19 protein-coding genes are annotated in these 21693 nt (G+C 66.7%); 6 read left to right on the top strand and 13 right to left on the bottom strand.

Annotation, left to right across the window (positions count from 1 at the left end):
* Positions 1-2: 2 nt before the first annotated feature.
* Positions 3-446, bottom strand: coding sequence for a YqhA family protein (locus EBI04_RS00245; protein ID WP_135255541.1), 444 nt, complete (start codon positions 444-446; stop codon positions 3-5).
* Between the two features lie 9 nt (positions 447-455).
* Positions 456-1490, bottom strand: a complete 1035-nt coding sequence (locus tag EBI04_RS00250; RefSeq protein WP_135255542.1) for a LacI family DNA-binding transcriptional regulator — start codon at positions 1488-1490, stop codon at positions 456-458.
* A 90-nt stretch (positions 1491-1580) separates the two neighbouring features.
* On the opposite strand from EBI04_RS00250, the gene EBI04_RS00255 reads away from it, so the two are divergent.
* Genes EBI04_RS00255 through purD form a run of 5 tightly spaced genes read left to right on the top strand, consistent with a single transcriptional unit; the run spans position 1581 to position 5944 of the window.
* The gene (locus EBI04_RS00255; RefSeq protein ID WP_206202046.1) at positions 1581-2114 is read left to right on the top strand and encodes a glycerol-3-phosphate acyltransferase; all 534 of its coding nucleotides are present in this window, start codon (positions 1581-1583) and stop codon (positions 2112-2114) included.
* A gap of 9 nt (positions 2115-2123) precedes the next feature.
* The gene (locus tag EBI04_RS00260; protein ID WP_135255544.1) at positions 2124-2918 is read left to right on the top strand and encodes a fumarylacetoacetate hydrolase family protein; all 795 of its coding nucleotides are present in this window, start codon (positions 2124-2126) and stop codon (positions 2916-2918) included.
* Entirely contained in the window at positions 2912-3805 is an 894-nt protein-coding gene (locus tag EBI04_RS00265) for an MBL fold metallo-hydrolase (RefSeq protein WP_135255545.1), read from the top strand. Before EBI04_RS00260 ends, EBI04_RS00265 begins: the two co-directional genes overlap by 7 nt.
* 4 nt (positions 3806-3809) lie before the next feature.
* The gene (purN, locus tag EBI04_RS00270) at positions 3810-4700 is read left to right on the top strand and encodes a phosphoribosylglycinamide formyltransferase (protein ID WP_206202047.1); all 891 of its coding nucleotides are present in this window, start codon (positions 3810-3812) and stop codon (positions 4698-4700) included.
* Entirely contained in the window at positions 4697-5944 is a 1248-nt protein-coding gene (purD, locus tag EBI04_RS00275) for a phosphoribosylamine--glycine ligase (protein WP_135255546.1), read from the top strand. The genes purN and purD overlap by 4 nt, the downstream gene beginning before the upstream one ends.
* 12 nt (positions 5945-5956) lie before the next feature.
* Here the strand turns inward: purD and EBI04_RS13330 are convergent, their stop codons facing one another.
* The 11 genes from EBI04_RS13330 to EBI04_RS00320 form a co-directional block, all read right to left on the bottom strand.
* The gene (locus tag EBI04_RS13330; protein ID WP_240695324.1) at positions 5957-6529 is read right to left on the bottom strand and encodes a 3'-5' exonuclease; all 573 of its coding nucleotides are present in this window, start codon (positions 6527-6529) and stop codon (positions 5957-5959) included.
* Complete coding sequence (locus EBI04_RS00280) at positions 6451-7869, bottom strand: hypothetical protein (protein WP_240695325.1); 1419 nt, start codon at positions 7867-7869, stop codon at positions 6451-6453. Before EBI04_RS00280 ends, EBI04_RS13330 begins: the two co-directional genes overlap by 79 nt.
* The gene (locus EBI04_RS00285) at positions 7866-8225 is read right to left on the bottom strand and encodes a response regulator transcription factor (protein ID WP_135255547.1); all 360 of its coding nucleotides are present in this window, start codon (positions 8223-8225) and stop codon (positions 7866-7868) included. Before EBI04_RS00285 ends, EBI04_RS00280 begins: the two co-directional genes overlap by 4 nt.
* Positions 8200-10701, bottom strand: a complete 2502-nt coding sequence (locus tag EBI04_RS00290; protein WP_135255548.1) for an ATP-binding protein — start codon at positions 10699-10701, stop codon at positions 8200-8202. Before EBI04_RS00290 ends, EBI04_RS00285 begins: the two co-directional genes overlap by 26 nt.
* The gene (locus EBI04_RS13090; RefSeq protein WP_167481841.1) at positions 10698-10874 is read right to left on the bottom strand and encodes a hypothetical protein; all 177 of its coding nucleotides are present in this window, start codon (positions 10872-10874) and stop codon (positions 10698-10700) included. The genes EBI04_RS00290 and EBI04_RS13090 overlap by 4 nt, the downstream gene beginning before the upstream one ends.
* Entirely contained in the window at positions 10871-12619 is a 1749-nt protein-coding gene (locus tag EBI04_RS00295; RefSeq protein ID WP_135255549.1) for a putative nucleotidyltransferase substrate binding domain-containing protein, read from the bottom strand. Before EBI04_RS00295 ends, EBI04_RS13090 begins: the two co-directional genes overlap by 4 nt.
* Entirely contained in the window at positions 12573-12941 is a 369-nt protein-coding gene (locus EBI04_RS00300; protein ID WP_135255550.1) for a hypothetical protein, read from the bottom strand. Before EBI04_RS00300 ends, EBI04_RS00295 begins: the two co-directional genes overlap by 47 nt.
* 38 nt (positions 12942-12979) lie before the next feature.
* Positions 12980-14722, bottom strand: a complete 1743-nt coding sequence (locus EBI04_RS00305) for a sodium:solute symporter family protein (protein WP_135255551.1) — start codon at positions 14720-14722, stop codon at positions 12980-12982.
* A 9-nt stretch (positions 14723-14731) separates the two neighbouring features.
* A complete protein-coding gene (locus tag EBI04_RS00310; protein WP_135255552.1) occupies positions 14732-14980 on the bottom strand; it encodes a DUF4212 domain-containing protein in 249 nt (82 codons plus the stop codon).
* A 187-nt stretch (positions 14981-15167) separates the two neighbouring features.
* The gene (locus EBI04_RS00315; protein WP_135255553.1) at positions 15168-17051 is read right to left on the bottom strand and encodes an acetate--CoA ligase; all 1884 of its coding nucleotides are present in this window, start codon (positions 17049-17051) and stop codon (positions 15168-15170) included.
* The gene (locus EBI04_RS00320; protein WP_135255554.1) at positions 17029-19560 is read right to left on the bottom strand and encodes an AMP-binding protein; all 2532 of its coding nucleotides are present in this window, start codon (positions 19558-19560) and stop codon (positions 17029-17031) included. Before EBI04_RS00320 ends, EBI04_RS00315 begins: the two co-directional genes overlap by 23 nt.
* A gap of 128 nt (positions 19561-19688) precedes the next feature.
* Between EBI04_RS00320 and acs the strand changes: the two genes are divergently transcribed.
* Positions 19689-21635: an acetate--CoA ligase gene (gene acs / locus EBI04_RS00325; RefSeq protein ID WP_135255555.1), complete on the top strand. Its 1947-nt coding sequence runs from the start codon at positions 19689-19691 to the stop codon at positions 21633-21635.
* The last annotated feature ends 58 nt before the right edge of the window (positions 21636-21693 follow it).

The following is a 21693-nucleotide window of genomic DNA, read 5'->3' on the forward strand; positions in this document are numbered from 1 at the left end:
CCTTAGTCTTTGGCCTTGGCCAGCCATAAGGCGGCGGCCAGGAGGGCCACCCCGCCGGCGAAGAGGAGGAAGTCCAAGGAGGTCTGGGGCTTGAAGGCTGAGGCCTTTTCAAAGAACTTCACCACCAGGATCATGACGATCACCTGGCCTAGCTTACCTTTGAGGTCCGCCAGGCTTTCCACCGTGAGGACGTTTTCCATGGGAAGTTCCAGCTTGCGGATGAAAAGTTCAAAAAGGCCCAGGCTGAAGATGAGGAAAACCGCACTTAAAAGGGCCAGGTCCACAGCGCCCACCAGGACGGGAAGGGCTTCGTCCAAGGGTTTTTGCACCGCAAGGAGGGTTTCCTCGAGGGCATGCCAGGCGAAATAGAGGGCCCCGAGGAGCATCCCCACCACGGGGAGAAGCATGAGCCAGCGCAAAGGGTAAACCAGGGCTTCCGGGCGCATGGGGAGATTCTAAGGCAGGTAGGGAACCGCGGGAGAGGTGCGGGTGGAGGCCCGTTCGATCAGGAGGGGTTCAAAGCGCACGGCCCGGGGAGGGCCTGTATAGCCCTGCATCCTCTCCAGGAGAAGCTGCGCCGCCCGGGCGCCCATGGCCTCCACCGGCTGGGCGATGGTGGAAAGCCCTACCTCCTCGGTGAAGGGATGGCCGTCAAAGCCCAGAACCCGCACCTCCTTGCCCACGGTAAGCCCAAGCCTTTCTGTCTCCTCCAGAACGCCTAGAGCCACCTGGTCGGCCCCAGCGAAGATGTTGACGGGCGGGGAAGCCTTCTCCAGGAAGTACCGGAGGGCGAGCCTCCCCCCTTCCTGGGAGAGCCGGGTGGTGTAGAGGTGCTCCTCGGGGAAGGGGCGGCCTGCCGCCTTGAGGGCTTCCCGGAAGCCGGCCAGGCGCTCGGCGAAGACCGTGTGGTGGAAGGCCCGGTCGGGTTCCTCCTCCACCTTCACGGCGAAGATGGGGCCGGGAAAGCGCACCAGGTACTCCCCGGCCAGGTGGCCCCCCAGGAAGTTGTCCAGGAAGACGGAGTCGTACCGGGGGTTCTTGGCGTCCACCAGCACCGCGGGGCGGTCGGTGGGAAGACGGCCCCCCTCAAAGTGCTCGCTCAGGTCGTAGGAGGCGAGGATGAGGCCGTCGGTGAGGAAGGCCAGGGTGGAGCTTTCCAAATACCGCCTGAGCCGGGCCTGGGAGAGGATGGGGAAGAGGGCCAGGTCGTAGCGCCTTTCCAGGAGGACGCCTTCGATGCCCTCCACGAGCCTTCGGTAGAACTCCGTGGCCACGAAGGGAAGGAGGACGGAGACCGTGTAGCTTCTTCCTCCCGCGATGCGCCGGGCATGGGGGTTGGGGGTGTAGCCCAGTTCCTCCATGGCCTTCAGCACCCGGGCCCGGGTTTCCGGGCGCACCGCCTTATGGTTGTTGAGCACCCGGCTCACCGTGCCCAGGCCGACCCCGGCCCGGGCGGCCACCTCGAGGATGGTGGGTTTCTTCTTGCTCATAGCCTGGTTCCCTGTTCCTGGTGGAAGCGCTTCATGGAAACTTCCATAACCAGCATAGGGCAAGGAGAAGGTTTTTGCAAGAATGGGGGCATGGCCTACGTGCTTCTGGCGTACCTCCTGGGTTCCCTGGTGGGAGGCCTCCTCTTCTTCCCCGAGGTGCGGGCCAAAGATCTTCCGGGGGGCTCGGGGGTTTTCCGCCGCAAGGGTCCTTGGGCTGCCCTTGGGGTGGTGCTTTGGGACCTGGGCAAGGGAGCCTTGGTCCTTCTCCTGGTTCCCCCCGAGTGGCGGGTGTGGGCCGCGGCGGCGGTGGTGGCGGGGCACAACTGGCCCCTCTTCTTCCGCTTCCGGGGCGGGGGTGGGATTGCCCCCTCCTTGGGCTACTTCCTGGCCTGGCTTCCCGGGGAAACCCTAGGGGCGGCGTTTTTGGGCCTGGGGGTGGCGGGGGTCTACCACCTCCTTTACTGGAGGAGGCGGCGTAAGGGTATTTATCCCATACCCTTCGGGGCCATCTTCGGCTACCTGGCGCTTTGGCTCCTGGCCCCCGCCGAGGGGCGGCTTGCGGCCTCGCTGGTGGCCCTGGTGGTGGCCCTGAGGGGTCTGCAAATTCTCTCGGGAAGATGGTAGCTTTAGGGCATGAAGCTTTTACGCTTTAACGAAGGCCGCTGGGGGATACTGGAAGGGGAGCTGGTTCTGGAAACGGATGGCCCCGGGGGAAATCCCACGGGGAGGCGCTACGACCTGGCCTCGGTGCGCCTTTTGGTCCCGGCCACGCCCAGCAAGATCGCGTGCGTGGGGAGAAACTACCGGGAGCACATCCGGGAGATGGGGCACGATTTCGGCCAGGACCTGCCCAAGGAGCCGGGCCTGTTCCTGAAGGCCCCCAACGCCTTAGCCCACCCCGGCAACCCGCGGGATCCCTGGAACACGGGGGATGCGGTGCCCTACCCCTTCTTTACCCAGGAACTCCACTACGAGGGGGAGCTGGCGGTGGTCATCGGCGACCGCATGCGGAACGTGCCCCCGGAAAAAGCCCTGGACCACGTGCTGGGGTACACCATCGCCGTGGACATCACCGCCCGGGATGCCCAGAAACAGGACCTGCAGTGGGTGCGGGCCAAGAGCGCCGATAAGTTTCTGCCGCTAGGCCCCTGGATCGAAACCGATCTGGACCCGCAGAACACCTGGGTGCGCACCTACGTGAACGACCAGCTTCGCCAGGAGGGGCACACCTCCGCCATGATTTTCAGCGTGGCCGAGATCCTCTCCTACATCTCCAGCTTCATGACCCTGGAGCCCTTGGATGTGGTCCTCACTGGCACCCCGGAGGGCGTGGGGGCCTTGCAGCCGGGGGACAGGCTGGAGGTGGCCATTGAGGGCATCGGCACCCTGCACGTCCGGATCGGCCCTAAGGAGGAGCGCCCATGGTGAAGGTCCTGGACCTCCACTTTCAGGGGGCGGAGAAGGTCATCGCCGGCTTCCTCCTCCAGTCCAAAGAGGGGCCGGTCCTGATCGAAACGGGGCCGGAGAGCACCTACCCCCGCCTCGAGGCGGCCTTGAAGCAGGAGGGAGTGGACCCGAAGGAGGTCCGCCATGTCTTCGTGACCCACATCCACCTGGACCATGCCGGGGCTGCCTGGCGGTTTGCGGAGCTTGGGGCCACGGTGTACGTGCATCCCCGGGGGGCCCCGCACCTGGTGGATCCCTCGAGGCTTCTGGCCTCCGCCGAGCGCATCTATGGGGCGATGCTAAAACCCCTCTGGGGGGAGCTTAGGGGGATCCCCCAGGAGCGGGTGTGGGTCCTGGAGGATGGGGAGGTGGTGAACCTCGGGGGGCTTAAGATCCAGGCCTTGGAGACCCTGGGCCACGCTTCCCATCACCATGCCTACCGGGTGGATGGCCTCCTCTTCGCCGGGGACATTGCCGGGGTGCGCATCGCCCCGGGGCCGGTTCTGCCCCCTACCCCACCTCCCGACATCCACCTGGAAAGCTGGTACGCTTCCCTGGACCGCCTCCTGGCCCTTAGGCCCGAGGCCCTCTACCTCACCCACTTCGGTCCTTACCGGGACGTGGAAGCCCACCTCCTGGCCTTGCGGGGGGTTCTGGAGGAGTGGGCGGGCTGGGTCCTGCACCGGCTTAAGGAGGGGCTTCCCCTGGAGGAGATGAGCGAGCGTTTTGAGGCCTACTGGCGGGAGGGCTTGAGGCGGGCCGGGGTGGAGGAGGGAATGCGCCTCTACGAGCTCGCCGATCCTCCCTACATGAACCTGCAAGGTCTGGTGCGCTACTGGCAGAAGCACCATCCGGAGGCCCTGGGATAGGCCTATGCTGAGCCCGTTTCCCTTGGGCCGTCCCGCGCGGATGGCGGTTATGGCCTCGGGCCGGGGTACCAACCTGGAGGCCCTCCTGGAGGCCTTTCCCCCTCAAAACCCCTGGGGGGAGGTGGTGCTGGTCCTCTCCGACAACCCGGAGGCCTACGCTTTAAAGCGGGCCTCGAGGCGGGGGGTGGAGGCGGTGGCCATCCCCTGGCGGGGGAGGAAGGCGTTTGAAAGGGAGGCCCTGGACCTTTTGCGGGCCAGGGGTGTGGATCTGGTGCTCCTGGCTGGCTTCATGCGCCTCCTCTCCCCGGGTTTTGTGGAACCCTGGTACGGGCGCCTTTTGAACATCCACCCCTCCCTCCTCCCGGACTACCCGGGGCTACACGTGCACCGGAGGGTCTTGGAGGCGGGGGAAAGGGAAACGGGCTCCACGGTGCACTTCGTGGACCAGGGGATGGATACTGGCCCCCTCGTCCTCCAGGGGCGGGTGCCCGTTCTGCCCGGGGATACCCCGGAAACCCTGGAAAGGCGGGTGCTTTTCCTGGAGCACCGCCTTTATCCCAAGGCGGTGCGCCTGGTCCTTTCCGGGCTCGCCTTCCCCCCTGGGGAGGGCCTTAAGGCCCTTCTTGGGGAGGCTTGGCCCCGCTTCCAGGAGCTCACTCCCAGGGAGAAGCCCCTTTATCTCCGGGCCGCAGCCCTGCTTTCCGCCTGGGGCCTGGGGGGCCTGGTGCCGGCTGCCCTTCTGGGCCAAGGGGGGGACTGGGGCCGGGGGGCCTTCCTCGCCGCCCACCTTCTGGCGGAGGACCATCCCGCCCTGCGCCGGGAGCTTGCCGAACTCCCTGAGGAGGTTCGCCTGAGGGCCGAGCAGGCCTTGAGGCGGGTAGAATCTCCCCTATGAAGGTGCTGGTGGTGGGTTCCGGGGGGCGGGAGCACGCCCTCCTTTGGAAGGCTGCGCAAAGCCCCCTGGTGGATCGGCTCTACGCCGCTCCTGGCAACGCCGGGATGGCGGCTTTGGCGGAGCTGGTTCCCTGGAATGGAGACGTGGAGGCCCTGGCGGACTGGGCTTTGAGCGAGGGGATAGACCTCACCCTGGTGGGTCCCGAGGCTCCCTTGGTGGAGGGCATCGCCGATGCCTTCCAGAAGCGGGGCCTTCTCATTTTTGGTCCCACCCAGAAGGCGGCCATGATCGAGGGTTCCAAGGCCTTCGCCAAGAGGCTCATGGAGCGCTACGGCATTCCCACGGCCCAGTACCGCGTGTTCCAGGATGCCCTCCTGGCCCTGGAGTATGTGGAGAGCGCGGGTGTACCCATCGTCATCAAGGACTCCGGCCTGGCGGCGGGCAAGGGGGTGACCGTGGCCTTTGACCTGCACACCGCCAAGCAGGCCGTTCTCAACCTTCTCTCCGGCCCCGAGGGAGGGGAGGTGGTGGTGGAGGAATACCTGGAGGGGGACGAGGCCACGGTGCTGGCCTTGACCGATGGCGAAACCATCCTGCCCCTCCTCCCCTCCCAGGACCACAAGCGCCTTTTGGACGGGGACCAAGGGCCCATGACCGGGGGCATGGGGGCGGTGGCCCCTTACCCCATGGAGGCCGCCACCCTGAGGCGGGTGGAGGAGGAGATCCTGAAACCCTTGATCCACGGGCTGAGGGCGGAAGGGGTGGTTTACCGGGGGGTGGTCTATGCCGGTTTGATGCTCACCCGGGAGGGCCCCAAGGTGCTGGAGTTCAACGCCCGCTTTGGCGACCCCGAGGCCCAGACCCTTTTGCCCCTTTTGCGGAATGACCTGGTGGACCTGGCCCTGAGGGTGGCGGAGGGGCGGCTTAGGGGAACGAAGCTTTTCTGGCGGCAGGGAGCCTCCGCCTGCGTGGTTCTGGCAGCACCCGGTTACCCGGAAAGCCCGAGGAAGGGGATTCCCCTCCATGTCCCTGAGCCGCCGGAAGGGGTTTTGATCTTCCATGCGGGGACCCGGTGGGAGAGGAGCAGCCTGGTAAGCGCGGGGGGGAGGGTTCTGAACGTGGTCGGGTTAGGGGAGACCCTGGAGGAGGCCCTTTCCCGGGCCTATGGCTTTATTCCCCAGGTGGGCTTCCCCGGGGTCCAGTACCGGAAGGACATAGGCCACAAGGCCCTCCACCTGGGCTAGGGGGTTTGGCGGTCAGTACTTGAGCCGGGCCAGGGGCAGCCTGGCGCAGGCCCTAAGCACCTCCCCCAGGGTGCGGTAGCCCTTGGCCTTGAGGAGAGGGACCATGCCCACGAAGACCTCTGCGGTCATGAGGGCATCCCCCAAGGCGGTGTGCCGGCCGATCACGGGCACGCCGAAGCGCTCCGCCAGGGTTTCCAGGCGGTGGTCCTGGAGGTCGGGGAAGAGCAGGTAGGAAAGGAGGAGGGTATCCACCAAAGGGGGCTGGTCGATGCCCACCCGCCTTAGGAAGGCCATGTCAAAGGCTCCGTTGTGGGCCAGGAGCACCGTATCCTCCAGGAAGAGGTGAAAGCCGGGGAGCACCTCCTCCAGCTTGGGCTTTTCCTTCAGCACCTCCCAGGTGAGGCCGTGGACCTCGGTGGAGGCCTTGGGAATGTAGCGTCCAGGGTTAACCAGGGCCTCGAAGACCTCGTGGCGAAGCACCTTTTTTCCGAGGATGTGGACCGCCCCTAGGGCGATGATGGCGTCCTTTTCCGGATCCAGGCCGGTGGTTTCCAGGTCGAAGGCAGTGTACAGGAGACCTTCCAAGGGAGCCTCCTCCAGTTCCTCGGGGGTGTGGAGCAGGGAGAGGTCGAAGACCTCGGCCCGGGGGGGAGGGCCTGCCTTGGCGGGAAGCCGGGGGGCTTCCCGGGCGGGTAGGAGGAGATGAAGGCGGGATCCCGCCCACCAGGTGCTCCCGCCGGACCTCTCCACCGCCTCCTTGAGAAGAGGGGGGGGTGGGGGTGGACGGACCCTGGGCCTGTACGCGATAGGGGCAGGGTGAGGGTGAGGTGGAGCAGGTTGCCCTCCCGCCTCCCCTCCAGGAAGGCTTCCTCCTCGTCCCTTAAGGCGGCGGCCAGGCCTAAAGCCAAGGCGTAGGTGTCCGCCTGGACCAGGAGGTTCCTGGCTTCCCCCTCCAGGGAGAACCCTGGGGAAACCCCTGTTTCCCGCTCCAGGGCCTGGGCCAGGAGGGCTAGAAGGTCTTCCGCTAATACCTCTGCCGCCTGGGCCGGGGCTTCCCAGGAGGCCACCAGCTGGCCGAGCTCTTCGGCGGTGGCCTTGGCGGTCTTGAGAAGGCGCTCGAGGGGGGTTCCCCTGGCCTCCTGATCCAGGGCTTCTGCCAGGGCCTTGAGCCCCGCCAACTTGTCCTTCAGGCGGTGAAGAAGGGCGGCATCCCATCCGCCCTTTTCCCGGGCTTCCTCCAGGAGGATCAAAAACCCTTCCTCCCCCTCCAGGGGCACCACCTGGATCCAGAGGGGCCCTTTGGGCCCCTGGGTTAAAAACCGCTCCTCCGGCAGCCCCAGGGCGTGGACCATGAGGCCGCGATCCAGGAGGCCGAAGAGGCTTTTGCCCACCCCTAGGCCCTCCCCCAAAAGCTCCCGGGCTCCTTGGTTGTAGAGGAGGACCTGGCCCTTGGGGTTGGCCAGCACCACCCCGTGGGGAAGGTGGCCGATAAGGGCGGCAAGCTTCTTCCTTTCCTCCTCCAGAAGGGATTTGGCCTCGGCGATGCGCACGGTCACCTCCTTCTCCAAGGCCTCCTTTTCCTGGGCCAGGCGGTTGATGAGGTCCGCCAGGGCCCTGAGCTCAAAGGGCCCCCGGAGGCGCAAGCGGTGGCCGGGGTTGGCCAGGAGGATCTCCGCCTCCTGACCCAGGGCCCGGGTGGCGGCCAGGTAGCCCAGGAAGACCGGGTAGAGGAGGGCGGCCAGCACCAGGGTGAAGAGGAAGCCCACGAAAAGCAGTACGGGTAGCTTCGCCTGGACCAAGCGGAGAAGTTCCTCTCTCAGGCCCTCCTCCCCTTGAAGAAGGAGGAAAAGGCCCAGGCCCACGGTCCCCCCCACCAGGAGAAGGCCCAGAAGAAGGGCTCCCAAAAAGCGCCAGGTTTCCCTCATCTTCCCCCCGCGAGCTCCTCCACCTGGGAAAGGAGGTCCTGGATGCCAAAGGGCTTGGCCATGAAGGCCTCGGCTCCCAGGGCCAAGGCCTTGGCCCGGTCCGCCTCCCGCCCCCGGGCGGTGAGCACCAGGACCTTGGGCCTTTGGGGTAGGGCCTTGGCCCGCTCCAAGACGGCGAAGCCATCCACGCCGGGAAGCATGAGGTCCAAGACCATAAGGTCAAAGACTCCTCGGGATAGGGCCTCGAGGGCCTCTTCCCCCGTGCGGGCCAGAACTACCTCGTGCCCGGCCTTTTTCAGGAGGAACTCCAAAGGCACCAGGATGCTTTCCTCATCGTCCACCACCAGGATCCTCATGCGCCACCTCCAGGGGAAGGGTGAAGGCGAAGCTGGCTCCTTCCCCCTCCTCTAACCAGATTCGTCCCCCCAGGCTTTCCACCAGCCTCCGCGCTAGGAAAAGGCCCAGGCCTGTACCTCCGGAGAAGCTCTGGAAGGGTTCGAATACCAAGGCCCTGGCCTGGGGCGGTACCCCGGGGCCGTCGTCCACTACCCGGAAGAGGGCTTCCCGGTCCTTAAGGGCAAGTTCCAGGCGCACCCGGCTTCGGGCATGGCGCAGGGCGTTGTGGAGGAGGTTCAAAAGCACCTGGAGCACCCGGTCCCGGTCGGTGAGGGCTTGCACCCCCGCCAGATGGGACTCCATTGTAATCCCCCTTTCCCGGGCCAGGGGTTCCACCAGGGCCAGGGCCTCCTCCGCCAGGGCCCGGAGGTCCGTGGGGCTGCGGGCCAGGGGCACCCCTGCCTGGAGCCGGGTGTAGGCCAGGACCTCCTCCACCAGGCGGGAGAGCCTGGCGGTTTCCTTGGCGAGAAGGGCGGTGAAGCGGCCCCGTTCCCCCTCGGGGAGGTCGGGGTGGGCCTCGAGGATCTCCGCCAGGGCCCGCACGGCGGTGAGGGGGGTTTTAAGCTCGTGGGAAACCGCGGCCAGGAGCTCGTCCTTGGCCTGGTCCAGGGCCTTCAGCCGTTCGTAGGCTTCGGCAAGCTCCTTCCTGGCCTCCTCAAGGGCTTGGGCGTAGGCCCGAAGCTCCCGGGATTCCCGGGCTGCCTCCTCCACCTCCTCCCGCAGGGCCTCCGGGGGGGCCTCCCGGGTGACGGAGAGGAGGAGGAGCTTGGCGGTGGCGGGTCCCACGGACCCCGCCAGCAGGGTTTCCGCCAGCCCCGCCGCTTCCCGGCCCGGGAGGGCCTGGGCCTGCCGGCGGAAGCCCTCCTCCGCCTCCGGCCCCAAGACCCGCCTGAGGAGGGCGGCGAGCTCCTCCACCTCCCCGGTGCGCTCCTCCGGCAAGGCCTTCCGGCGGGTGAAGAGGGAAACCCCGAGGGTCAAGGCCAGGTTCAGGGTAAGGCTTGCCAAAAACCCGTGGGTCACGGGATCCAGGCCCCGGATGCCCAAAAGCCCCTCCGGCCTTAAGAGGGGGTGGGGGCCTTCCAAAAAGAAGGGGGGGAGCCAGCCCGAGCGGGCCAGGGCGGGAAGGAAGAGGGTGTAGGCCCAGAGGAGGATGCCTCCCAGAAGGCCTGCCAGAGCCCCTTGGGGGGTGGTTCCCTTCCAGAAGAGCCCGAGCAGGGCCGCCGGGGCCAGCTGGGCCACGGCCACGAAGGAGATGAGGCCCATGGCCACCAGGGCGTAGGCCTCTCCCGCCAGGCGGAAATAGAGGTAGGCCAGGAGCATCACCGCCAGGATGGAGATCCTTCGCCAAAGGAGGAGGCTTCCCAGGGCACGGAAGCGGAGGAGGAGGGGGGAGAGGAGGTGGTTGGAGATGAGGATGGAAAGGGCCAGGCCCTCCACCACCACCATGGCCGTGGCCGCCGAAACCCCGCCCAGGAAAGCGAAAAGGGCTAGGGGAGCGCTTCCGAGTTCCAGGGGCAGGGCCAGCACGTAGAGGTCCGGGTTCGCCCCCGGCAAGAGCAGCCGACCCCAGAGGGCCAGGGGAAGGACGGGCAGGGTGATGAGGAGGAGGTACAGGGGGAAGGCCCAGGCCGCCAGGCGGAGGTGTTGAGGATCGGTGTTTTCCACCACGCTCACGTGGAACTGCCGGGGCAGAAAGAGGAAGGCTAGGCCGGAAAGGACCACCAGGCTCGCCCATGCCAGGTAACCGGTAAGGCCCTCCTGGGGGAGCAGGAGGGGGAGAAGCTCGGGGTGGTCTTGGACCCGAGGAAACGGGTTGCCCAGCCGCCAGAGGGCCACTCCCCCCACGAGGAGGAGGGCCAAGAGCTTCACCAGGGACTCGAAGGCCACCGCCAGCACCAGGCCCTGGTGCCGCTCTGAGGGATCCAGGCGGCGGGTACCGAAGAGGATGGCGAAGAGGGCCAGAAGCAAGGCGGTGGGAAGGGCGATGTCCGTGAGGGGCTCCTCCTCGCCCCTGAGGAAGAGGAAGGCTTGGGCGATGGCCTTGAGCTGCAGGGCCAGGTAGGGAAGCAGGCCCACCACCAGAAAGGCGGCGGCCAGGGGGCCAAGGAAGCCGTGGCCGAAGCGCAGGTAGAGGAAGTCGGCCCAGGAGGTGAGGCGGTGGGCCCGGGCCAGGGAGAGGAGTTTTGCGTGAAGGAAAGGCCAGAGGAGGAGGGCCAGGGTGGGTCCCAGGTAGATGGGGAGGAAGCTGGCTCCCTCCGTGGCCGCCCGGCCCACGCTGCCCATGAAGGTCCAGGCGGTGGCGTAGACCGCCAGGGAAAGGGTGTACGCCCAGGGGCTTTGGACCCAAAGGCGTCCCCGCCCTTCCCCCAGGAGGGCCACCAGGAAGAGGAGGCCCAGGTAGAGGAATAGGCTCAGGAGAAGAAGGAGAGGGTTCATGGCCGGCGGAACAGGAGGTAGGCCAAAAGCACCACCAAACCCCAGGAGCCGTAGAGGTAGAGGTAAAGGGGAGGAAGTTCCCAAGGCCCCAGGGGGTTGGGGAAGACCAGGCTTACGGGGAAGAGGAAAAGGAAAAGGGCCAGGAGGAAAAGGGCGAAGGACCTCTCCTTCATCGCAGCTGGAAGCGGCTTGCGGTGCTCTCCTGCACCTCGGCGATGGCCCGGAAGCCCTCGAGGGCCTTCCGCCGTTCCCCGGGGGATAGGCTGGACCAAAGCACCCGGTTGCTCACCTCCTTACTCTCTTCCAGGGCCCATAGCTGGTGTTTCAGGCGCAGGGCGAAGAAGAAGCGGAAGGCCTCCTCGAGGCGCTCCGCCCCCTCCTGGCTCAGGGTGCCGCCCTCCACCGCCGCCTTGAGCCTTTCCACCGTGCCCTTGGCTGGGCTTCCCGCCATGAGGGCGTGGAGCCGGGCCAGGGCCACGATGGGAGCGATGGCGTGGCGTTTGAGGTCCAAAAAGCCCTCCTCCGTGCGCACCCTCCCGAAGAGGCCAAGGGGGGGGCGGAACTCCAGGCTGGCCTGGGCCAGGTGGTAAAGGAAGACCCCCTTCCGGCTTCCCTCGAGGATGGTTTCCTCCAGGGGCTTTAGGGAAAGGCCTCCCGCCGCTTTGCGCAGGTCAAAGAAGATCTGGGTTTCCAGGAGGGGCTGGGGTTCGGGGGCCTCCATCCAGCGGCGGAAGGTTTCCTGCCATTCCCATAGGGTCTTGCGCCAGCGGGTGGCCATGTACCCCCCCTTGCACTCGGGGATCCCAGCCCGCAAGAGCCCCCCCACCACGTGCTCCGCCAGGGCCTGGAAGTAGGCCTCATGGCCGTTACTTTCCAAGGCCAAGGCGTTGTCCTGATCCGTCAGGAGGGCCTGCTCCCGCCTCCCCTCCGATCCGAAGACCAAAAAGGCGTGAGCCACGGGAGGAGGGCCTAAGGCGGCTTCCGCCTCCCGCACCAGGCGGCGGATGAGGGCGTCGTTGAGGGAGGCTACCACCCGGCCGATCTCCACCCCGCCCAGGCCCCTCTGGAAGAGGCTTGCCACCAAGGAGGCCACCTCGAGGCTATACCGCTCCAGTTCCAGCCTCTCGATGCGCCTCAAGAGGAGGAGAGGGCTTTGCGCCTGGTTCAGGAGGAGGTCGGTGTGGGTGACCACCCCCACCAGCCGTTCCCTCTCCGTGAGGGGCAGGTGGTGGATGCCCCGCTCCACCATGGCGGCCAGGGCCTCGTAGAGGGGGGTTTCCGCTGGGAGGGAGAAGAGGGGAGAGGTCATCACCTCCCCCACGGGGGTGGAAGGGGGGCGGCCTTCGGCCAGGACCCGGTTGCGGAGGTCCCGGTCGGTGAGGATGCCCGGGGGTTCGCCTTCCACCAGGAGGCTGGAGATGCCTTCCTGGCGCATCTTCTTGGCCGCTTCCTCCACGGTGGCGGAGGGTGGGATGAAGGCGGGTGGGCGGCGCACCAGCTGGCCCACCGGCGAGAAGAGGGAAGGGGTAGGGGAAAGCCGGAGCCGGACCCGTTCCACCAGGCCCTGCCCGAAAAAACGGGCTGCCTCTGGGTGCGCCAGAAGCCTTTGGAAAGCCTCCTTGGGGAAGGCCAGGACCTTAACCGGCGTTTTGGCCACCACGCTGAAGGCAGGGGGCTCGCCGGAAAGGAGGGAGGGGAAGCCGAAGAACTCCCCCGCCTCGAGGGTCCCCACCTCCTCCTCCCCGTCCAACAGGGCCACGGTTCCCTCCAAGAGCAGGTACAGGGCCTGCGCGGGCCCGCCCCCTTGTTCCAAGAGGAAGGCGCCAGAGGGATGCTCTTCCGCTTGGGCTTCCTTCAGCAGGGCTTCCCGCTCAGCCTCGGGGAGAGCGTTTAGGGGTGGAAGGGTTCTGGGATCCATACTCCGGGGTTAGCCAAGCCAGAAGGGGCACCAGGAGGTGAAGGGCCACCTGGGCCTGCAGGAGGATCAGAAGGCCAATGCCCAGCATGAAGGCCGGGGGGAGAAGCACCACCAGGCGGATCACCCGGCCTATCCCGGGCTCGGGTAAGGGCCAGATGCGGTGGTAAAGAATCCCAAGCCCCACCCCGGCCCCGGCTCCCAGGGCAATATGGAGCAGGGTAACCGGGGTGGGGAAGGGAAGGCCCAGGAGGTAGTGGCCCATGAGGTAGAAGCCGAAGAACACCACCAGGCTTCCCAGGTAAAACCGCAGGTAATGGAGCATGAAGATAGTTTAAGGGGGGCAGAAGCCCCCCTCGAGGTCTAGTGTTCCGCAGCCTGTCCTGCGCCTTTGGGGATGCGGATATCCTCCACCAAGCGCTGGATGGGCTCAGGGGGTGGGGGCGTGGCCCGGGAAACCAGGTAGGCTACCACGAAGTTCAGAATCATACCGATGACACCCACCCCCTCGGCGCTGATGCCGAAGAGGTTCGGGATCACCGGGGCCGGGGCCCCAAAGATCTGGGGTGCCCGCATCATCCCGATCATGACCGCGGTGAAGATGAGACCCACCAGGATGCCGGCGATGGCCCCCTCCCGGTTCATCCGCTTGTCAAAGATACCCAATAGGATGGCGGGGAAGAGGCTCGCCGCTGCCAGACCGAAGGCGAAGGCCACCACCTGGGCCACGAAGCCCGGGGGGTTCACCCCGAAGTACCCGGCCAGGATCACCGCCAAAAGGATCACGATGCGACCCGCCAAAAGGCGCTGGCCCTCGGTGGCGCCCGGGCGGAAGATGCGGTAGTAGATGTCGTGGGAGATGGCGCTGGACATGGCCAAGAGCAAGCCCGCAGCCGTGGAAAGGGCCGCGGCCAGACCCCCCGCCGCCACCAGGGCGATGACCCAGGGAGCCAGCCGGGCCACTTCCGGCGTGGAAAGCACGATGATGTCGTTGTCGATGTAGACCTCGTTCCGGCTCTTGGGGTTGGGCTCGTTGAAGTCGGGCTTCCCCCCCTTTATGACGAAGGCCGGCCCGGGGGCGAAGGTGATCCGGCCGTCCCCGTTTTTGTCCGCAAAGGCCAGGAGCTTGGTCTTCTCCCACTTGGCCACCCAGTCGATCTGGCGCACCTCCTCCAGGGTTTTGCCGTTCAGGGTGGTGATGAGGTTGTAGCGGGCGAAGGCGGCCAGGGCCGGAGCGGTGGTGTAGAGGAGGGCGATGAAGAGGAGGGCCCAGCCGGCGGAGTAGCGGGCGGAGCGCACGTCCGGCACGGTGTAAAACCGGATGATCACGTGGGGAAGCCCGGCGGTGCCCACCATTAGGGCCAGGGTAATGGCCAGGATGTCGATCATGGGCTTGCCCTGAAAGGGCTTGGTGTACTCGGTGAAGCCCAGGTCCACTTGGATCTGGTTGAGGCGGTTCACCAGGTCGCTGAAGGTGAAGGCCAGCTGGGGGATGGGGTTGCCGGTGAGGATGTTGGCGATGGCGATGGCCGGGATCAGGTAGGCGATGATCAAGACCGTGTACTGGGCCACCTGGGTCCAGGTGATTCCCTTCATGCCTCCCAGCACCGCAAAGAAGGCCACCACCGCCACGCCGATGATCACTCCGGTGGCGATGTCCACTTGCAGAAAGCGGCTGAACACGATGCCCACACCCCGCATCTGCCCGGCCACGTAGGTGAGGGAGATGAAAATGGTGGCGATGGCGGCCACGGCGCGGGCGGTGTGGGAGTAATAGCGGTCGCCGATGAAGTCGGGCACCGTGTACTTGCCGTACTTGCGCAGGTAGGGGGCGAGGAGAAGGGCCAGGAGCACGTACCCCCCGGTCCAACCCATGAGGTACACCGCCCCGTCGTAGCCCATGGTGGAGATGAGGCCCGCCATGGAGATGAAGCTGGCGGCGGACATCCAGTCGGCGGCGGTGGCGGCTCCGTTGGCGATGGCCGGCACGCCGCGGCCGGCCACGTAGAACCCTGCGGTTTCCCGAACCCGGCTGGCGTAGCCGATGTAGATGTAAAGGGCAAAGGTGAGGCCCACAAGGAGATACGTCCAGGCTTCAACGCTCATCTTGTCCTCCTACTCGTGCACGTCGTACTGGCGGTCCAGCTGGTCCATCTTCCAGGCGTAGTAGAAGATCAGGATGACGAAGACGTAGATGCTTCCCTGCTGGGCGAACCAGAACCCCAAGGGAAGTCCTCCTAGGCGGATGTTGTTCAAGGGCTCCACCAGGAGGATGCCAAAGACGTACGAAACCAAAGCCCAGACGATGAGCAGGTTTCGTATGAGGGATACGTTGGCCTTCCAGTACCCTTCCAGCTTGCTCATAACTCCCTCCCCCGCTAGGGAAGCGCCTTATGCGCTCCTTTTTTGCCTCCCTCGCGGTTAGGGGCAATCTTAGGGAAGGATGAAGGGGGTGTCAAGAAACGCTAACTTTGCGGGTATGCGCAAAAGGAGGGGTTTTCTCGGTGAGAAAAAGGGGCTGGGTGTTCCCAGCCCCAAAGGTAAGGCGGGGTTACTCCTCGAGGGTAGAGAGATCCCCGGGATCCTTGCCCAGCTCCTGGGCCTTGAGGAGGCGGCGCAGGATCTTGCCCGAGCGGGTCTTGGGAAGCTTGTCCAGGAAGGCGATCTCGGAAGGGGTGGCGATGGGGCCAAGCTCCCGGCGCACGTGGGCGATGAGGCTTTCCTTAAGCTCCTCCGAGGGAGCCTGGCCTAGCCGGAGCACCACGAAGGCCTTGATGGCCTCCCCCTTTAAGGGGTCGGGCACCCCGATCACGGCGGCCTCGGCCACCGCGGGATGGGAGACCAGGGCGCTTTCCACGTCCGCGGTGCCGATGCGGTGGCCGGCCACGTTCAGGACGTCGTCCGCCCGGCCCAGGACGCTAAAGTACCCATCCTCGTCCCGGCTGGCCACGTCGCCCGCCGCGTAGACGTTCCCCGGCACCTCCCGCCAGTACTGGAGGTAGCGGTCGTGGTTGCCCCAGACGGTGCGCATCATGTGGGGGAAGGGGCGCTTCAGAACCAAGAGCCCCCCTTGCCCTGGGGGTACCTCCCGCCCTTCCTCGTCCACCACTGCCGCCTCCACCCCCGGCAGGGCCACCCCGGCGAAGCCGGGTTTGGCGGGGAGGACGAGGGGGGTACCCAGGGTGGGGCCCCCGAGCTCCGTCTGCCACCAGTTGTCGGCCACAAAGCCCCGCCTGCCCCCGTCCACCAGGTGCTGGTAAGCCCAGCGCAGGGCCTCGGGGTTTAAGGGCTCCCCGGCCACGGCCACGAGGCGCAAAGAGGAAAGGTCGTATCGGGCAGGCCACTCGGGGCCGAACTTCATGAAAAGACGCACCGCGGTGGGGGCGGTGAACATCACGTTCACCCGGTAGTGCTCCACCGCCTGCCAGAAGGCCCCGGGGTCGGGGTAGTCGGGGGCTCCTTCCCGAAGGACGCTGGTAACTCCCTCCAGGAGGGGGGCGTAAACGATGTAGGAGTGGCCCACGATCCAGCCGATGTCGCTGGTGGCCCAGAAGAGGTCGTCGTCCTTTACGTCGAAGAAGGTGCGCAGGTGGTAGGTGGTGCCCACCATGTACCCCCCGTGCACGTGGACCACGCCCTTGGGCTTCCCCGTGGAGCCCGAGGTGTAGAGGATGAAGAGGGGGTGCTCCGCCTCCACCATCTCCGCCCGGGCCTCCGGGGGGCTTCCCCAGAGGAGTTCCTGGAAGTCGTAATGCCCCTCGGGAAGCTCCGCCTGGAAGGCCCGCTGGAACCAGACCACCTTTAGGGGCAGGTCCTGGATGGCCTCTTCCGCGATGGAGCGGAGGTCCACCCCCTTGCCCCGGCGGTAGCTCACATCCCCGGCGATGAGGAGCTTGGCCCCGGCGTCCAGGATGCGTTCCCGCAGGGCGCTCACCCCAAGCCCGGCGTAGACCACGCTGTGGATGGCCCCCAGGTAGGCGGTGGCCAGCATGGCCATCACCCCCTCCAGGGTCAGGGGCATGTAGATCACCACCCGGTCCCCCCGTTCCACCCCCAGGCGCCTGAGCCCCGTGGCCAAGCGCCGCACCCGGTCCAGGAGCTCCCCGTAGGTGAGCTTCTCCTCCCGGCCGTCCTCGGAGAGGTAGAGGAGGGCCACCTTGTTCCTCAGGCCCCTTTCCACATTGCGTTCCAGGGCGTTGTAGACGGCGTTGGTGGTGCCTCCTAAGAACCAGCGGTGCTCGGGAAGGTTCCACTCCAGGACCTTTTCAAAGGGCTTCTCCCAGTGGAACCTCCGGGCCCATTCCCCCCAGAAGCCCTCGGGGTCCTCGAGGCTTCGCCGGTACTCTTCAGGAAAATTCTGGAGATTTGCCTTAAGGCGCACCTCCTCCGGGGCCCAAAGCCGCTTTTCCGCCTTAAGAAGCTTTTGCACCGCCATACTCCTCCTCCAATGCCGAAACATCCCCAGGGTCTACGCCCAGGAGTTCTGCCTTTAGGAGCCGCCTAAGGATCTTGCCGCTTCGGGTACGGGGCAGGCGTTCCACGAAGACGATCCGGGGCGGGGGGACCGGCCCCAGATGCCGCAGGAGGTGGGCCTTGATCTTCTCGGCCAGGAGGGCCTTAAGCTCCTCGGGCACCTCCTTTTTGGGAACCGTAAAGACCACGATCTCCTCACCCTCCTCCCCGGGGATCCCGATGGCGGCTGCCTCCGCCACCTGGGGGTGGGTGAGGGCGGCCGCTTCCACCTCGGCGGTGCCGAGCCGGACCTCCCCCACCTTGATGACCTCCTCGGAGCGACCCAGGATGCGGAAGTAGCCCTCCTCGTCCCAGGTGGCGAGATCCCCCGTCCAGTAGAGCCCGCCCCACCAGGGGCTTTCCCCTCCCAGGAGATCCACCATGTGGGCCGGCCCTGCCCTCAGGAGCACCAGGTGGCCCTTGGCCCCTGGAGGGAGGACCTGGCCTTCCGCGTCCACCACCCTTGCCTCCACCCCCGGCAAGGGGACGCCCACGAAGCCCGGCTTGGCGGGGAGGGTGAGGGGGGTGGCCAGGGCAGGGGCTCCCAGCTCGGTCTGCCACCAGTTGTCCAGGGGCCAGGCCAGGTGCTCCCGGGTCCAGCGCCACACCTCGGGGGCCAAGGCCTCCCCCACGCTCCCCACCAGGCGTAAGGAGGTGGGCCGGGCTTCCCCGTGGCGACGCAGGGTGCGGAGCACCGTGGGGGAGGTGAGGAGCACGTCCACCCCGAACCGCCTCAGTCTTTCGTAGAAGGCGGCGGGGTTGGGGTGGTCCGGCCGGTCCTCCACCAGGAGGCTGGTGCCCCCCAGGAAGAGCGGGGCGTACAGGCCGAAGGAATGTCCCACCACCCAGAAGAGGTCGGCGGTGGTGTGGAACACTTCCCCTGGCTTCAGGTCAAAGAGGTAGCGGAGGGCCCAGCTTACCCCCACCATGTACCCGCCGTGGCCGTGGACCACCCCCTTGGGCCTGCCCGTGGAGCCTGAGGTGTGGAGGATGAAGAGGGGATGCTGGGCGGGAACGGGGACGGCGTCCGCGGGCTTTCCCTCCGAGGCCCTTTCCAGAAACTCTGTGGTGCCCCGGGTGTGCCAGAGCACGGGGAGATCCAACCCCGAAAGGGCTGCCTCCACCACCGGCCTTAAGGGGACGAGCTGGCCCCGGCGGAAGTAGCCGTCGGCGGCCACCAGAAGGCGGGCCTGGCTTTGGAGAAGCCGCTCCCTTAAGGCTTCTGGGCCAAGGCCCACGGGCAGGGCCACGTGCACTGCTCCGATCCGCCCCAAGGCCAGGAGGCTCAAGGCAGCCTCCTGCCCCGTGGGCAGGTAGAGGGCCACCCGGTCCCCCCGCTTCACTCCCAAGGCCTGGAAGACCCCGGCGAGGCGGCGGGAGAGGTCTAGGAGTTCCCGGTAGGTCCACTTTTCCAAGTGCCCATCCCCGTCCAGGGTGATGAGGGCCACCTGCTGGGCCTTTTCGGGCAGGTGGCGGTCTAAGGCGTTTAAGGCGGCGTTGGTGCGCCCTTCGCTGAACCAGGTGTGGGTGGCAGGGTCGTAGACCCTTTCCCAGGGGGTTTCCCAGTGGAATTCCCGGGCGAAGTTGCCGAAGAAGCTTTCGGGATCCTCGAGGCTTGCCCGGTAGGCCCCGGGGTAGTCCCGCAGGTTGGCCCGTTCCTTAAGGGGGCAGGGAGGTTCCACCACCTCCACCTGGAGGCTGGGCTCCAGGGGAGGGGCCAGGCTGGGGGGCTCCGGGGGGCGCAGGTGGGCGGACACCCGGGCCACCTCGGAAAGGGCCCGGGCCAGGCGGCTGAAGGCGAAGGGAAAGCGCCTTGTGGGCACCACCACCCCCAAAGCCCCCAAAAGCTCCCCTCTCGGGCTGAAAAGGGGAGCCGCCAGGGCAGAAAGACCCAGGGCGTACTCCTCCATCTCCGCTGCCAGGCCCGATTCCCGGACCCGGGCCAGTTCCGCTTCCAGGGCCAGGGGATCGGTCAGGGTGTAGGGGGTTCTGGGGACGAGGGGAGGCAGGGGCAGGGCCCCGTAGGACAGAAGAACCTTGCCCAGGGCCAGGGCGTGGGCCTCCTCCGGTAGGGTGTCCCCCAGGGGATGGGGCTGGCCCTGCCGGCCCCGGGTTTTGAGCCGGATCCCTTCCGGGGTCAGAAGGGCCAGGTAGCACCGCTCCCGGGTGCGGAGATAGAGTTCCTCCAGGGCCTCCTCGAGGGGTGTGGTTTCCAGCCGGAGGGGCTTGGCCTGGCCCAGGCGGTACCCCCGCTCCGTCTTCACCGCGAAGCCCTCCTCCGCCAGGCTGTTCAAAAGGGCGTAGGCGGTGGAGAGGCTCTTCCCCAGGAGGCGGGCCACCTCCTTCACCTCCACCCCTTCCGGGTGCTCGGCCAGGTAGGCCAGGATGCGCAGGGCCGCCTGGACCGTGGAGAGGCTCCTCTTCCTGGCCATTTGCGTTTATATTCCGTGGGCTAGGCCCCACCTGTCAAGAAAAGGAAGGTTTGGCAAATGGTGAAAAACCCCCTTTTTCTTGACCCCACCCGGGGGCCAGCCTATCCTTAGAGGCCAAGGGAGGGTATATGGACCGGATCGAAGGCGTTCTCAAGGAAGAGCGGGTGTTCTACCCCAGCGAGGAGTTCCGGAGCAAAGCCCACATCAAGAGCGAGGAAGAGTACCAGCGCCTCTACGAGGAAAGCCTGAAGGACCCCGAGGGCTTCTGGGGACGGGTGGCCTCCGAGCTCCACTGGTTCGAACCCTGGCAGAAGGTGCTGGAGGGGGACCTGCCCCATGCCAAGTGGTTCGTGGGGGGCAAGACCAATCTGTCCTACAATGCCCTGGACCGCCATGTCCAAACCTGGCGGCGCAACAAGGCGGCCCTCATCTGGGAGGGGGAGCCGGGGGAAGAGCGGGTCCTCACCTACCACGACCTCTGGCGGGAGGTGCAGAAGTTCGCCAACGCCCTGAAGCGCCTGGGGGTGCGGAAGGGGGACCGGGTCACCCTCTACCTTCCCATGATCCCTGAGGCGGCCATCGCCATGCTGGCCTCGGCCCGCATCGGGGCGGTGCACTCGGTGGTCTTCGGGGGCTTTTCCAGCGGCGCTTTGGCCGAGCGCATCAAGGACGCAGAGGCCAAGGTGCTCATTACCGCGGACGGGGGCTACCGCCGGGGGCAGGTGGTGCCCCTGAAGCAGAACGCCGACGAGGCCCTTAAGGAGGTCTCCACCGTGGAGCACGTGGTGGTGGTGCGGCGTACCGGGGAGGAGGTCCCCTGGACCCCGGGCCGGGACCACTGGTGGCACGAGCTCATGGAAGCGGTTTCCGATCGGTGCGACCCCGAGCCCATGGAGGCGGAGGAGCCCCTCTTCATCCTCTACACCTCGGGCTCCACCGGGAAGCCCAAGGGGGTCCTGCACACCCTGGGCGGCTACATGACCTACGTCTACCTCACCACCAAGCTGGTCTTCGACCTCAAGGACGAGGACGTCTACTGGTGCACCGCGGACGTGGGCTGGATCACCGGCCACTCCTACGTGGTCTATGGCCCCCTTCTGAACGGGGCCACCACGGTGATGTACGAGGGGGCCCCCAACTGGCCCGAGCCCGACCGCTTCTGGCAGATCGTGGACAAGTACGGGGTGAACATTCTCTACACTGCCCCCACCGCCATCCGCGCCTTCATGAAGTGGGGCGAGGGTTGGCCCTTGAAGCACCGCCTGGACACCCTGCGCCTTTTGGGCACCGTGGGCGAGCCCATTAACCCCGAGGCTTGGCTCTGGTACTACAACGTCATCGGTAAGGGGCGGTGCCCCATCGTGGACACCTGGTGGCAGACGGAGACCGGGGGCATCATGATCACCACCTTGCCCGGGGCGCACCCCATGAAGCCGGGCCACGCGGGGAAGCCCTTCTTCGGGGTGGTGCCGGAGATCCTGGACGCGGAGCACCGCCCCGTGGAGAACCCGGAAGAGGGCGGGCACCTCTGCATCGCCCGCCCCTGGCCCGGCATGCTCCGCACCGTCTGGGGGGACCCGGAGCGCTTCCTGCAACAGTACTTCAGCCAGCACCCCGGTAAGTACTTCACCGGAGACGGGGCCCGGCGGGATCAGGAGGGTTATTACCTGATCCTGGGCCGGGTGGACGACGTCTTGAACGTGGCCGGGCACCGGTTGGGCACCATGGAGATCGAGTCTGCTTTGGTGGCCCACCCCGCGGTGGCCGAGGCGGCGGTGGTGGGCCGCCCCGATCCCCTGAAGGGAGAGGCCATCGTGGCCTTCGTAACCCTGAAGGAGGGGCATGCGCCCTCGGAGGCCCTGCGGGACGAGCTCAAGGCCCACGTGGCCAAGGTGATCGGGCCCATCGCCCGCCCGGACGAGGTGCATTTCACGGATGCCCTGCCCAAGACCCGCTCCGGCAAGATCATGCGCCGCCTCCTGCGGCAGATCGCCGCCGGGGAGCAGGAGATCAAGGGGGATACCTCCACCCTCGAGGACCGCTCGGTGGTGGAGCGCCTCCGGCAGGGGGCCTAGCCCTGGGAAAAGGGGAGGGGCCGGGGAAACCCGGCCCCTTGTTATGCCACCCCACCCT

Source organism: Thermus caldilimi (assembly GCF_004684245.1).
GTDB lineage: Bacteria > Deinococcota > Deinococci > Deinococcales > Thermaceae > Thermus > Thermus caldilimi.

Bases quoted from the DNA above. Each gene is read 5' to 3' on its own strand.
- EBI04_RS00245 (WP_135255541.1), bottom strand. From the start codon at position 446: ATGCGCCCGGAAGCCCTGGTTTACCCTTTGCGCTGGCTCATGCTTCTC.
- EBI04_RS00250 (WP_135255542.1), bottom strand. From the start codon at position 1,490: ATGAGCAAGAAGAAACCCACCATCCTCGAGGTGGCCGCCCGGGCCGGG.
- EBI04_RS00255 (WP_206202046.1), top strand. From the start codon at position 1,581: ATGGCCTACGTGCTTCTGGCGTACCTCCTGGGTTCCCTGGTGGGAGGC.
- EBI04_RS00260 (WP_135255544.1), top strand. From the start codon at position 2,124: ATGAAGCTTTTACGCTTTAACGAAGGCCGCTGGGGGATACTGGAAGGG.
- EBI04_RS00265 (WP_135255545.1), top strand. From the start codon at position 2,912: ATGGTGAAGGTCCTGGACCTCCACTTTCAGGGGGCGGAGAAGGTCATC.
- purN (WP_206202047.1), top strand. From the start codon at position 3,810: ATGCTGAGCCCGTTTCCCTTGGGCCGTCCCGCGCGGATGGCGGTTATG.
- purD (WP_135255546.1), top strand. From the start codon at position 4,697: ATGAAGGTGCTGGTGGTGGGTTCCGGGGGGCGGGAGCACGCCCTCCTT.
- EBI04_RS00280 (WP_240695325.1), bottom strand. From the start codon at position 7,869: ATGAGGGAAACCTGGCGCTTTTTGGGAGCCCTTCTTCTGGGCCTTCTC.
- EBI04_RS00285 (WP_135255547.1), bottom strand. From the start codon at position 8,225: ATGAGGATCCTGGTGGTGGACGATGAGGAAAGCATCCTGGTGCCTTTG.
- EBI04_RS00290 (WP_135255548.1), bottom strand. From the start codon at position 10,701: ATGAACCCTCTCCTTCTTCTCCTGAGCCTATTCCTCTACCTGGGCCTC.
- EBI04_RS13090 (WP_167481841.1), bottom strand. From the start codon at position 10,874: ATGAAGGAGAGGTCCTTCGCCCTTTTCCTCCTGGCCCTTTTCCTTTTC.
- EBI04_RS00295 (WP_135255549.1), bottom strand. From the start codon at position 12,619: ATGGATCCCAGAACCCTTCCACCCCTAAACGCTCTCCCCGAGGCTGAG.
- EBI04_RS00300 (WP_135255550.1), bottom strand. From the start codon at position 12,941: ATGCTCCATTACCTGCGGTTTTACCTGGGAAGCCTGGTGGTGTTCTTC.
- EBI04_RS00305 (WP_135255551.1), bottom strand. From the start codon at position 14,722: ATGAGCGTTGAAGCCTGGACGTATCTCCTTGTGGGCCTCACCTTTGCC.
- EBI04_RS00310 (WP_135255552.1), bottom strand. From the start codon at position 14,980: ATGAGCAAGCTGGAAGGGTACTGGAAGGCCAACGTATCCCTCATACGA.
- EBI04_RS00315 (WP_135255553.1), bottom strand. From the start codon at position 17,051: ATGGCGGTGCAAAAGCTTCTTAAGGCGGAAAAGCGGCTTTGGGCCCCG.
- EBI04_RS00320 (WP_135255554.1), bottom strand. From the start codon at position 19,560: ATGGCCAGGAAGAGGAGCCTCTCCACGGTCCAGGCGGCCCTGCGCATC.
- acs (WP_135255555.1), top strand. From the start codon at position 19,689: ATGGACCGGATCGAAGGCGTTCTCAAGGAAGAGCGGGTGTTCTACCCC.